Raw genomic sequence first — 12,590 nt, 5'->3', positions numbered from 1 at the left:
GAACTCCCTCTCGCGTTTAAACAGCCTTGAAGTATTATTAGTCTTCGCCCTCTTCGCCATCTGCATCCCCAGGGAATACAAACATTGAATCGTCAAGGTCTGGGTTTAATTTGATGTCTTTGATCATAATCGCTTGACCGCCCATTCCCATATCAAATGGGAAGTAAAGTCCGTCAACCTCTTGGTAATCACTCATCGTAGAAACAGACATTTGTCCTGCCATTGGTCCAGATGGAATCTCAACTTCTGACATAATTGGAACAAAGTTTTCTTTTTCAAAGTAGTAGAAGCTCACGTTTGGTACTTCTTTTCCGTCTACCATACGTGGCTCTTGTGTCAATTTGATCTTGTAGCAATCAGTACCTTCCTTAACTTCTTCTCCCAACAATTCTACAGTGAATCCTTTTTCCTTGTAGTTCAAGAATGGAGAAGGGAAGTCTTTGGTTTGCAATTTCATGTTTGCTGTAGTTTCAGCGTCAGCTTTTTCTGGTTGTTGTGTCATGAAGTTTGTAGACCACATGGTTTCCCCATCATAGGCTTGCTGAACGATCTCCTGCCCTTGGAAGTTGATCTTGAGCAACATTTTTCCTTCTTTAGTCTGAATCATGGTTACTGGGATCTCCATACCTTGAGCGTTTGCCATGGCAGTCATCTCCAGAGATTCTAAATTATTCCAGGCGTCTGCACCACCGGTATTCTCAAAATAATTGTTGAGAATTTCATCGACAGTTTGTGCCTGTGCTGGAACGGCTAAAGCCATTACCAAAAGAATGCTTAGTGTTTTTAAGATTTTCATCGGATAATTTTTAATTTTTTTTGATCACATGTGTTAGACCCAAATGGGCCAATTTTGTTACATTAAAGATACGGTTTTCACAAACTTTAACAGCTCCAAAGCTGTATCTTTGTGGTAAACCCTTAAACCCTATGCGATTTCATACCCGAAAATGGATCAAACCAGAAGACCTCAATCCTAATGGAACCCTCTTTGGGGGCCGACTTCTGGAATGGATTGATGAAGAAGCGGCGCTGTATACCATCATTCAGCTGGAGAACCCCAAAGTGGTCACTAAGTATATGTCAGAGATCAATTTTGTGAGCTCCGCCCAGCCCGGTGATATTGTTGAGATCGGTATAGAGGTGATTCACTTTGGACGCACTTCATTGAGCTTGCATTGCGAGGTTCGCAATAAAATGACCCGAGACGTGATCATTACCATTGAGCAAATTGTCATGGTAAGTATGGGGCCCGATGGCAAACCAACTCCTCACGGTAAAACACAAGTGGAATACGTAGAAGATCGCTTGAACGACCTAACGGATTAATTCTCATCAGCCTTAAAATCCCGCCCGGAAGGATATTCGTAAAGCTCCAAGTCAAAGTAGGGGACTGCCGCGATCAGGTGGTCAAAAATATCTGCTTGAATATGTTCATAGTTGACCCAATTCTTATCGTAGCTAAAACAGTACACCTCTACAGGAATACCTTGAGCCGTGGGTTGCAGATGACGTACCATTAAAAACAAATCCTTATTGATGGCGTTGTTCTTGTGCAAATAGGCGTCAATATATTTTCTAAACACCCCCAAATTGGTTTGCTGTCTGCCATTAATGATTAAGGAATTGTCATATCCGTGCTGCTCATTAAAATCAACATGCGTCTTTTTGCGTTGCTGAATATATGAGGTGATGAGTTGAATCTTCTCTAAATCCTTTAGATCCGCATCGGTCAAATAGCGCACGGAATTTTGTTTTATCAAAAGTGAGCGCTTGATTCTTCTTCCTTCGGAATTCTGCATTCCGCGCCAGTTTTGGAAGGAATCAGAGATTAAAGAATAGGTTGGAATCGTAGTGTAAGTGTTATCAAAGTTTTGAACGCGAACTGTAGCTAAGTTGATCTCAGTTACATATCCATCGGCTCCGTATTTATTAAAGGTGATCCAATCTCCAATACGAACAATGTCATTTACAGTGATCTGTATACTGGCAATAAAACCAAGAATGGTGTCCTTGAAGATCAGCAGTAATAAAGCCGATACGGCTCCTAAACTGGTCAAGGTTACAAAGCTCTCCCCAGAAACGCGGTAAGCGATCACCAACATGGATAACACCCAAATGATGATCATCATTACCTGTACATAACTGTCTAAAGGCTTGTCTTTAAATAGGGGTTTGGTTTTTAAGTATTCCCTTAACGAGCGCAATACGGAGCGGCAGATCAAAGCTCCAAGAATTACCGAATACACATCAACAACCGTAAGACTTATGCTTCGTGTCAAGGGCAGATCTTCAAACAGGTGCCCCACGGTATAACGGACAATTAGCACGGGAATTACATGAGCCACAAAGCGTGGAAAATTACTCTCCGATAGAAAATCGTCAAAGCTTGTTTTGGTCTTGTCGCTAAAGATCTTAAAGATCGTAACAATGCTTTTGCGCAGCAAATAATCCACCACAAAGAGCACTAACAAAAGTACAATCAGGACTATTACTGCATTGAGATAAACAGCCCATTGGGAGCCCATTCCTTGCTCTATAAAAAGATCTCTAAACCAATGTAACCAAGGTGTTTCTTGCATTACTTCAAGTATTTGCGCTCCGCATAGAACGGACCAAAGGGAAGGACGGAACAAAACATTACTATCAATAAAGTTTTGAGCGACCAATTCAGTTTTTCACCCACGTAGAAAGCAAGAATCAAATAGAGTACAAAAAGTATACCATGTGCCATACCAACTACGGATACCGCTTGCGGCATATCCCAAATATATTTCAAAGGCATTGCAATTCCCAATAAGAGCAGGAAGGAGATGGCTTCTAAAGTACTTACCCAGCGAAAAATACGAATCAAGGATAGCGTCATCTGATGATTTTTTGCAAAGATACTGGCCTGAGAATATTCCCCCTATTTTTTAGCATTATTTTTAAATTCTGATTGGCTAAAAGGCCTTATCTTGAAATCATCTTTTCCGTTTCCGGGAATCAGCTGAATACCAAACACTAAAATTTTAACGATCAATGAGATATCGAATTCTTATGAGCCTATTGATGCTTGCGCTTATTACCAATGCCTGTAAGGAGTCTACAGACACTGAGGCAACAACCGAGTTTAGCCTCGACTATGAAAAATTTGTTTTAGACAATGGCTTGGAGGTCATCTTGCATGTGGATAAGAGTGATCCAATTGTCGCTGTAGCCACAATGATGCATGTTGGGTCAAATAGAGAAAAGCCAGGCCGTACTGGATTTGCGCATTTCTTTGAGCATATGTCCTTTAACGATTCTGAGAATGTTCCCGTAGGGGCCAACAGAAAAATGATCCCTGAGTGGGGTGGAAGTAGAAACGGAGGTACTTGGAGTGATGGAACTGTCTACTACGAAGTGGTGCCGAAAGACGCTTTTGAAAAGATTCTTTGGATCGATTCAGACCGATTTGGTTATATGATCAACACCGTGACAGAAGCGGCTTTGGAGCGTGAAAAGCAAGTGGTGAAAAACGAGAAGCGTCAGCGTGTTGATAATGCGCCTTACGGTTATACGGATGAGATCATCAGAAAAAACCTCTATCCAGAAGGCCATCCCTACAGCTGGACCGTGATCGGTTCTTTGCCAGATCTTCAAGCAGCTACTTTAGCTGATGTTAAGGAATTCTACAATGAATTCTATGGAGCGGCCAATGCCTCTTTGGTGATTGCAGGGGATATTGATATTGAAGAAACCAAGCAATTGGTTGAAAAGTGGTTCGGAGAGATTCCGAGAGGTCCTGAGGTTAGCCCTATGGAGCCCATGCCAGTAACGCTTACAGAAACCAAATCACTATACTTCAAAGACAACTTTGCGAAACTGCCGGAGCTGCGCATGGTATTCCCAACCGTTGAGGATTACAACAAAGAAATGTACGCTCTAGACGTTTTAGGGTCTTTGTTGAGCGGAAGTAAGAAGTCTCCACTATATAAGTCAGTGGTTGAAGAAGGTAAACTCGCTCCTAATGTGGGTACTTACCAAAACAGCCAAGAATTAGCAGGAGAATTTGTGATCCGAGTTCGTGCAAATGAAGGAGTTGCACTGGATGACGTAAAAGCCGCCATTGATGCTGGTTTACAAGATTTTGAGACCAACGGATTCACAGACAACGAATTGCAACGCATTAAGGCCGAGCTAGAGACCCAATTGTATAACGGGGTATCAACAGTATTGAATAAAGCATTCCAGCTGGTTCAAGACAATGAGTTTGGACAAGATCCAGGGTACATCAGCAAACGTACCAAATACTACCAGGAGGTAGATCGTGCTACGGTTATGGCCGCCTATGAGAAATACATCAAAGGAAAGAATTACGTGATGACCAGTGTGGTTCCGCAAAACAATCCGGAATTGGCCATCAGCGGCGCTACTGAGGCAGAGGTTTGGATTGAAGAGGTCACTGCCATGAGTGATAGTGAGCAGGTAGGTCAAGGAGAAGAGGCCGAATATGAAAAGACCCCTTCTAAATACGATCGTTCAGAACCTGCCTTTGGAGAAGCTCCTTTATTTACTATGCCGACAGTTTGGGAAGGTGCACTGGCAAACGGGATGAAGACTTACGGAATTGAGAACAGTGAGTTGCCATTGATCAACTTTACAATTACCATTCCTGGTGGACACCGTACGGACCCAATGGATAAGGCGGGCTTGGCTTCTTTAGCAGCAGATCTCATGAATGAAGGTACTGCCTTAAAGACTCCAGCAGAATTGGAAGAGGCCATAGGCTTATTGGGTTCCAGCTTGGGAATTTACTCTGGTTTGGAAGAAACGGTGATCAGTGGAAACTGTTTAGCGCGTAACTTTGAGCAAACCATGGCTTTAGTAGAGGAGATGCTTTTGCAGCCACGTTGGGATGAAGCGGAATTTAACCGTTTAATGCAAGAGCTTAAAACAGGACTAAAAGGGCGTGAAGCGAATCCAACTGCCATTGCTGCGATTAACTTCAATAAACTCATCTATGGACCAGATCATATTTACAGCATTCCAACTAACGGTACTTTAGAGACTGCGGATAATATCACCTTAGATGATGTAAAGGCTTATTACGAGCAATACATCAAACCTGGAAATGCTTCTTTCCATGTAGTTGGTGATTTGAGCCAAACAGAAATAGAAAGCGCACTCAGCGGTTTGAGCGAGCGTTGGACCGGAAGCGCAAGCTCTGAGAGCCAGTGGGCTGTAAATCCAGCAGGTACTCCAGGAACACTCTATTTCATTGACGTTCCTAACTCTAAACAATCTGTTTTGTACATTGGAAAGATGGCTTTATCCTCTGCAGATGCTGATGCACCGAAGCTGCGTTTTGCCAATGAAATTTTGGGCGGAGGCTCTAGTGGCCGTCTGTTCCAAGTGCTGCGTATTGGTAAAGGGTACACGTATGGGGCTTATTCCAGAGTTCCTGGGCGCGCCGACATTGCTCCATTTACCATCAGTACCAGCGTACGCGCCAATGCGACCTTACCTTCCTTAGAGATCATTCAAGAGATGGTTCAGGATTACGGACCAGGGTTTACAGAGGCTGATGTGGAGCTTACCAAAAACAAAGTAGTAAAGCAAAACACCAGAGCGTTTGAGTCCTTTGGTGCTAAATTGGGAATCCTACAAAGTATTTCCAAGTATGGACTTTCTAAGGATTTTGTTGATCAAGAACAAAAACTACTCATGGATATGAGTTTAGAAGATTTTAAAGCCGTTATTGGCGATTACATCCAAGAACAAGAAATGATCTATGTCGTTGTAGGTGATAAAGCCACACAATATGCAGAAGTTCAAAAATTAGGCTTGGATGTAGTAGAACTGGATATATTTGGTAATCCTGTGAACTAGACTCCTGTTTATTCTTCACAGGGCAGCGGCTGTTCGGATATCGGATAGCCGCTGTTTTTTGTATAACTAAAATGCCACCATTCGGTTCGAATGCCTTTAAAGCCGAATTTAGCCAGACCTTCTGACAATAATTTTCTATTGGACAAAACCTCAGAACTGTGCTCCATATAGTCAATATGAGCTTCCCGACCAAAGTAATCGTAATCGGTACCGAAATCTACAGGGTCACCATTGAAATCAACCAGAGTTAAATCTACAGCGGCACCGCGGTTGTGAATGGAACCTCCGTCATAAGGATTGGCTACATAGGCTGGGTTGGGTACTTTTTCCCAAAGTTTCTTTTGTACAGGATACGGTCTGTAGCAATCGTAGATTTGTATGCAGTAGCCTAAGGACATAAAGTATTCGTTGGCCTCGTTCAAGGCTTGAGCTGCCTCAGGCCTTAGTAGACAGATTCCGCAGTCATATACAGCTTCCCCTACAAAATTATTGTCCGTCGCATAACGGATGTCGTAGTAAAAATGCGGTGAGAGGTCATCCAGACGAATGAAGTCAGTGTTTTGTCCAAAAAAGTAAATTGGAGAGAGTAAGGCCAGTACATGAATAGCGAAACATTGCATGCATGGAAGATACTAATTATTTGACTTAGCTATAAGTTATAATGACTTGTCAAGGTTGGGTCTTGTCTTTGTGCGTGCCCAAAGAATCGCCGTTTCCAAGCAAGAGAATTGTTTGGTCTGAGTGGGAATGAACATCTTTTCAAAAGTACCCTTTGAATACTTTGTCGGTGTATAACATACTAATGCTACTGCCTTTAAGTAGCGATTTTCTTTATAAAAATTCATCCAATCTCTTGGACTAACGGTGTAATTATTAACCCGATTACTGATGTATCCGATTTGTGCATTCTTACCATAGAAATCCTTAGCAGCCTTCACCAAAGGTAGCGCGTTTTTCATGTTGTAATGGCTGCCTTCGTCAATTTCACCAATAATAAGGTCTTCTAAGAAATAGAATGTTGCTTGAGGAAGTTCTAAGGTTTTTTTTACTTGTTCAGCGTAGTTAGTATCTAGAAAATTCATGATATGGGGGTTGTGAGGTTTTTGATATTTTGATCAAAACTAAATACAATCCCAAACAATAATTTTCTATGTCGTCAGCCGGTGGAAAAGTGTCGGTGAATTACTCTAAAGCTTCTTTGAGTGGTTTCAACGTTTCAGACGGAGTATATATCACAGAAGAAGTCCATTTCATAGCAAAATCTAAGCTTGTAAAGCGTTTTACGCGACTTCTGATAAAGATCTTCTCTAAAATTATATTGGTCAGGCCAATAGGTGTATAAGCAACAATACCTACTGCATGGATGTTTTCGCGCTCTCTAAAGAATTTGAGCCAATCTTGAGGCGCTAGGGCATAGTTGTTTATTCGGTTGGAAACATAGCCGATCTTTGCGTCGTCTCCATAAAACTCAAGAGCGGTTTCTATGACAGGCTTGGCCTGTTCATAGGTAAAACTGACACCTTGGTTTATTTCACTAATGATAATACGATCTAGGAAGTAAAAGGTTCCATAGGGAAATTGCACTTCTTTTAGGATCTGATCTTTATAGGGGGAATTTTTCAGATACATAAGTTGGTGAGGTTAGTATTTGACAATCAATGTATTATTTGAAAATCAAACCTAACTCTAAATATTTCAGGATTCTTGCGTTATTCGTTGAACGTCAATTTACTGCAGATAATTGTATTAATCCATTCGATAATAGAATTAATTTTTGCAAAGTTTAGATTAATCTGTCGTTGAGAAAGCGCTTACTTCATCCAAAACCCGCATTAGGTTACCGCTCCAAAGTTTCTCGATTTGAGCTTCTGTATATCCTCGTTTTACAAGTTCTAGGGTTACATTAAAGGTTTCAGAAGCATCGTCCCAGCCTGCAATTCCTCCGCCGCCGTCAAAATCACTGCTGATCCCGACATGATCAACTCCTATTTTGTCAACTATATGATCGATATGGTCTACCAGATCAGTCACATCAACTGCTGGTGGTAGGTCAGTGGTGTTGAATTGCTTTTGCAGCGCTAAAGGCAGATTATTAACATGCTTCCTAAAATAAGCCCTGCGTTGCATCATGGGCAACTTCATGACTTGTTCTTCTGATAAACAAGGGATGTTCATGGCTGATGCAATTCGCTGCACTAAAGCAATTTCGGCTTTTTGTCTGACCGCGTATTTTGAGTTATTCAAATAACTCTTGAATGCAACAGTTTGAACAACACCGCCATTGGCTTTGAGCCATTGGAGTTGCTGGTTATCTAGATTTCTGGAATGATCACATAAGGTTCGTGCGCTGGAATGAGAAGCAATGATCGGGGTTTTAGAGCATGTGATAATATCCTCCATTGATTTTTTGGACAGATGAGAAACATCGATCATGATCCCGCATTTATTGAGTTCGGCTATGGCTTCTTTTCCAAAATCAGACAAGCCATTATGCAACCAAGGCTCACCGAGTTCACCCGTATGAGAGTCGCAAAGCTGATTGTGTCCATTATGAGAAAGTGACATATATCGGCCGCCCAAATCATAAAATTCCTCAATTTTTCTAAGGTCGTTTCCAATGGGGTAGCCGTTCTCAATACCAATCATAATCGCTTTTTTGCCAAGCGCGTGAATACGTTTTACGTCCTTACTGCTAAGGGCTAGAGCCATATTATTTGGGGCGTAGCGTTCACACAGTCTGTGTATGGCTTCAAATTTTGAAAGGGCATTATCATAAGCCTTGGAATAGCCTTCCGAGCTAAGTACTCCTTGTTGTGTGTAGACGATCAGCCAGGCAACATCCAAGCCGCCAGCGGTCATTTTTGGAAGTGATATTTGCGTATCGAGGTCCTGGGAATAGTTCTGTGTAGCAGTAAAATGGTCCAGATCAATATCACAATGCGAGTCTAAAGTGACAACGCGCCTATGTATATCTGTAGCTTTGGTTATGAAATCTGCCTCACTCATTAATAGTCGAATTGGGAGCTGATAAGCTGTGTTTGGTTTACAGTAATGAACTGAGATTTGTCAATAGACAAAAACAAAAAAAGACCGGATAGACCGGCCTTTTAAAATTACGAATAAACTTTTTACAAGCTTGATTCCATGATTTGAAACGGATAAGCTTCTTTTACCTGTTTTAATTCTTTCGGATTGAGTTCGTTCAAAGGCTTGTCAAACTGTAGCGCCGCATAGCGCACGCGCAATTCAAAATAGGCAGCAGTGATCTCATCTTGTACTGCGACATAACTGTCGTAACTCGCATTGCGCATCGTCTCGATACTGATCATGGCTTTCTGCGGATGATCTGATGCCAATGGCAGCCCAGCACCTAAACAGTAATCACAGCTGTTTGAGGCGTTGTTGTCTATAAAATCTACTAAAATGAATTTGAGGTTTGAGATATCTTCAACCATTTCATTTACAAGTAGTTGATTGTTTTCACCTAATGCAATAGTTAATAAATTATTTTGAGGAATTACTACATTACAAGGGGCGCCATCCGCGCAAGGTTTTGGCAGGTCTCGTGCTATTCCTTCTTCCACATTAATTGTGGTGCAGACTAGAAAAAAGATCAATAATAAAAAGGCAATATCGGCTACGCTACCGGCATTTACATCCGGTCTAATTCTTGAATTTCGCATGAGAAAGCTTGTTTTGAGTTAACAAGTCTTTAACACACAAAGGTTGTGCCACAATCTAATTCTAAACCAATAAGGATAAGATACTTACCAAGGTGAAGCCCACTAAGGCCAGGATCACCGTCATGGTAGTAAAACTCTTAAAGGTTTGTTGCTCGGTCATTCCAAGGTATTTACTGACCAACCAGAACCCGCTATCATTCACATGAGAAAGAATTGTTGAACCTGCGGCAATAGCAATGACTAAAAGGGCTTTGTCCATTTCTCCATCGACTTGTGAGAGGATAGGTGCCGTAACTCCTGCTGCGGTGATCATGGCTACAGTAGCAGACCCTTGTAGTATACGCACTAAGGCCGCGACGATAAAAGCAAATAACAGAAGCGGTAAGCCTTGCTCTGCAAAATAATTGGCCAGCATTTCACCAGCTCCTGTATTGATCAGCATTTCCTTGAATACACCACCAGCACCAGTAAGTAAAATGATGATCCCAGCAGGTTCCATGGATTTAGTGGTGATCTTTTGCAGGGTTGATGAGGCCATTCCTCGCTTTAATCCAAGAAAATACCAGGCAATTAAATTAGCTAAGATCAAAGCAAAGAAGGGATGTCCTATCATTTGCATCCAATTACTAACACCTTCTGGAATTCCCCAAGATTCTCCCAAAGGGCTATTAATCAGCGTGTTTAATACGATTAACACGATTGGAATTCCAATGATGGTCACGATCATTCCCACGGAAGGCAATTGTGTTTCTTCAGCAGGAGGGAGATCAGCTTCTGGGGCGTCTAAATGAATTTTGCTGGCGATGTATTTCCCAAAGATGGGTCCGCAAACAATCGCCGTAGGCAATCCAACAATGAACCCAAAAAGGATCACCCAACCCAAATCAGCTTTTAAAATATCAGCTACTGCTACAGGTCCAGGAGTAGGAGGAATAAAGGTGTGTGTGATGGCAAGTCCCGCCAACAGAGGTATTCCGTAAAGTAGTAATGACTTTTTAGTAGTGCGCTGTAGCGAATAGATCAATGGAACCAAGATGATGAAGGCCACATCAAAAAAGACCGGGATCGCTACCAAAAAACCTGTAGCTGTAAGCGCCCAAGAGGTGCGCTTTTCTCCGGCTTTCCCAATAAGATAACGCGCCAATGCGCCCGCACCGCCGGAATGTTCTAAAATGGCGCCAAACATGGCTCCCAAACCAACCACCAAAGCCACAAAGCCCAAGGTGTTGCCCATACCGTCCTTCATGGTACTGATGATCTCTAAAGGAGGCATGCCTGCTAAAATCCCCACGAGTATACTCGCGATTAATAAGGCGATAAAAGCTTGTACTTTAAAACGCAGAATTAAGGCCAAAAGCACTACTATTCCTGCAAAAACGGCTAAAAGTAAATTGTAATCGATCATGGTTTAGTCCAATCGGTGTGAAAGTTATCTGAAGGATCTTTATCTTTTCTCTTATACGTATGCGCTCCGAAATAATCGCGCTGCGCCTGAATGATGTTTGCCGTAGTATTCGGATCACTAATCGCCAAACCAAACTGTAATGCCGCACTGTGAACGGGCAGTGGAAGATCTTCTGACATTGCGATACCAACGATTTTCTTTAAAGCGCGTTGATGCTTTTGATAGGCTTGGAAGCACCAAGACTCCAAACCCGTACTATCTGTGCTTAAAGCCTCATGTAATTGTTCAATAAGTCGGGATTTAATGATGCAGCCGTCGGTCCAAATACGTGTAACCTCTGCTAGATCAACGTTCCAATTGTGATCATCACTTACCGCTTTGATCAGGCGTAAACCCTGCAAATGATTCAAAATGCGAGCTGCCTGGTAAGCTTCTATAGCATGATCTAAATTGAGCTCAGCTGGCCTAGTTCTTTGTGGCTTTTGGCTTAAAGTTCTAAACCAACCTGCAGTAGAGTGATAGCGTATATTAAGTGCTGTGGCAATTATCCCAGCATCTTGTCCGTATTTCAAAGCAGTTTGTGCAGTCCAAGCTCCCGTTCCTTTATGAGCTGCCTCATCCAAGATCAAATCCAAGAGGTAAGCATCGCCCTCTTTTTTGTTGAATATATCTGGCATGATGCTCATTAAATAACTCGAATAATCGTCAACATTCCAAAACTTAAACAAGTCGCCGTATCCGGATCGATCTATATAAGAGAGTTCCATTAGCGCATAGAGTTCTGCTAGCAGCTGCATCTCTGCATACTCAATACCATTATGCACCGTTTTAACCAAATGCCCACAACCTACTTGCCCCAAATAGCCCACACAGGGTTGATCCTTAGGGTCTTTGGCTGCTATGGATTCCAATAGGCCTGAAACCTTATTATAAGCTTCCAGATCGCCCCCAGGCATTAGGGCAGGTCCTTCTAAAGCGCCTTTTTCACCACCCGAAACTCCCATGCCTATATAGCCAATCTGTTTTTCGGCAAGCAGTTTAGAGCGTCTTTGGGTATCGTCGTAATGTGTATTACCTCCGTCAATCAAAACATCTCCTGGACTCAAATACTTGCTGAGCTCGTTAATAACCAGATCTACTGGTTTACCGGCAGGCACCATAAGTAAGATCTTCCTCGGACGTTCTAATTTCTCTGTAAAGTCTTTGTAATTGGTATACCCACTGAGTTTGGATTGTCCTGACTTTGAATTAGGTCTGGAATAATATGCGCCTCTTCTGGCGTGTCTCTATTGTAAACGGCAGTAGCTATTCCCTTGTTTAGGGCATTTATGGCTAAAGATTTACCCATGACTCCCATGCCAACAATGCCCCATTGAGCAGCTTGTTGAACCTCAAAGCGCTGTCTTATCTGATAGATCAAATATTCAGGTGCAGCAGTGATGTCCAAGGTAAGTCCTTCCTTTAGAGGCTCTAATGTATCAAACTGAGATTGGAGTAGGGAAGCCGGCATAAAATGCGAACGCAACTGCATTCTATTGTGAATCAATTCAAAGCCGCCAGAAAGATGTACCCAATTGATCTTTAGGCCTGAACTCAAAGTATCTCGATAGGATTGTTTCAATGCAGAACAGGCCAAAACAGCACCTTCTTCA

At 42.2% G+C, this 12,590-nt stretch carries 12 protein-coding genes and 1 pseudogene; 2 read left to right on the top strand and 11 right to left on the bottom strand.

What is annotated here, in order from left to right; genetic code table 11:
- Positions 1-37: 37 nt before the first annotated feature.
- On the bottom strand, positions 38-796 hold the full coding sequence (locus ACSLP7_RS00440) for an outer membrane lipoprotein-sorting protein (RefSeq protein ID WP_435577479.1): 759 nt from the start codon (positions 794-796) through the stop codon (positions 38-40).
- A gap of 131 nt (positions 797-927) precedes the next feature.
- Between ACSLP7_RS00440 and ACSLP7_RS00435 the strand changes: the two genes are divergently transcribed.
- On the top strand, positions 928-1,326 hold the full coding sequence (locus tag ACSLP7_RS00435; protein ID WP_435577478.1) for an acyl-CoA thioesterase: 399 nt from the start codon (positions 928-930) through the stop codon (positions 1,324-1,326).
- Here ACSLP7_RS00435 and ACSLP7_RS00430 read toward each other — a convergent pair.
- Positions 1,323-2,579 (bottom strand): mechanosensitive ion channel family protein, encoded by a 1,257-nt coding sequence (locus ACSLP7_RS00430; protein ID WP_435577477.1) that lies wholly within the window; start codon positions 2,577-2,579, stop codon positions 1,323-1,325. The two genes, ACSLP7_RS00435 and ACSLP7_RS00430, sit on opposite strands and share 4 nt — an antisense overlap.
- Complete coding sequence (locus ACSLP7_RS00425; protein ID WP_435577476.1) at positions 2,579-2,863, bottom strand: DUF3817 domain-containing protein; 285 nt, start codon at positions 2,861-2,863, stop codon at positions 2,579-2,581. The genes ACSLP7_RS00430 and ACSLP7_RS00425 overlap by 1 nt, the downstream gene beginning before the upstream one ends.
- 155 nt (positions 2,864-3,018) lie before the next feature.
- Here ACSLP7_RS00425 and ACSLP7_RS00420 point away from each other — a divergent pair, with 155 nt between their 5' ends.
- Positions 3,019-5,850 carry a M16 family metallopeptidase gene (locus ACSLP7_RS00420; protein WP_435577475.1) on the top strand — a complete coding sequence of 944 codons (2,832 nt, stop codon included), beginning with the start codon at positions 3,019-3,021 and terminating at the stop codon, positions 5,848-5,850.
- 8 nt (positions 5,851-5,858) lie between these two features.
- Here the strand turns inward: ACSLP7_RS00420 and ACSLP7_RS00415 are convergent, their stop codons facing one another.
- The 8 genes and pseudogenes from ACSLP7_RS00415 to ACSLP7_RS00380 all read right to left on the bottom strand — a co-directional run.
- On the bottom strand, positions 5,859-6,470 hold the full coding sequence (locus ACSLP7_RS00415) for a M15 family metallopeptidase (protein WP_435577474.1): 612 nt from the start codon (positions 6,468-6,470) through the stop codon (positions 5,859-5,861).
- Positions 6,471-6,506: 36 nt separating this feature from the next.
- Positions 6,507-6,932 carry a hypothetical protein gene (locus ACSLP7_RS00410; protein WP_435577473.1) on the bottom strand — a complete coding sequence of 142 codons (426 nt, stop codon included), beginning with the start codon at positions 6,930-6,932 and terminating at the stop codon, positions 6,507-6,509.
- Positions 6,933-7,032: 100 nt separating this feature from the next.
- Positions 7,033-7,479, bottom strand: a complete 447-nt coding sequence (locus ACSLP7_RS00405) for a hypothetical protein (RefSeq protein WP_435577472.1) — start codon at positions 7,477-7,479, stop codon at positions 7,033-7,035.
- 159 nt (positions 7,480-7,638) lie between these two features.
- Positions 7,639-8,856, bottom strand: coding sequence for a dipeptidase (locus tag ACSLP7_RS00400; RefSeq protein ID WP_435577471.1), 1,218 nt, complete (start codon positions 8,854-8,856; stop codon positions 7,639-7,641).
- A 122-nt stretch (positions 8,857-8,978) separates the two neighbouring features.
- Positions 8,979-9,533, bottom strand: a complete 555-nt coding sequence (locus tag ACSLP7_RS00395; RefSeq protein WP_435577470.1) for an ExbD/TolR family protein — start codon at positions 9,531-9,533, stop codon at positions 8,979-8,981.
- A 61-nt stretch (positions 9,534-9,594) separates the two neighbouring features.
- A complete protein-coding gene (locus tag ACSLP7_RS00390; protein WP_435577469.1) occupies positions 9,595-10,938 on the bottom strand; it encodes a GntP family permease in 1,344 nt (447 codons plus the stop codon).
- A pseudogene (gene gndA / locus ACSLP7_RS00385) lies at positions 10,935-12,122 on the bottom strand (NADP-dependent phosphogluconate dehydrogenase); the annotation flags it as partial. The pseudogene gndA and the gene ACSLP7_RS00390, both read right to left, overlap by 4 nt.
- Positions 12,122-12,590 (bottom strand): NAD(P)-binding domain-containing protein (locus tag ACSLP7_RS00380; protein ID WP_435577468.1); only part of this gene is annotated, 469 nt, incomplete at its 5' end. The gene ACSLP7_RS00380 and the pseudogene gndA, both read right to left, overlap by 1 nt.

Source organism: Gilvibacter sp., assembly GCF_965601605.1.
GTDB lineage: Bacteria > Bacteroidota > Bacteroidia > Flavobacteriales > Flavobacteriaceae > Gilvibacter.
This window is presented reverse-complemented; position numbering and strand designations above follow the sequence as displayed.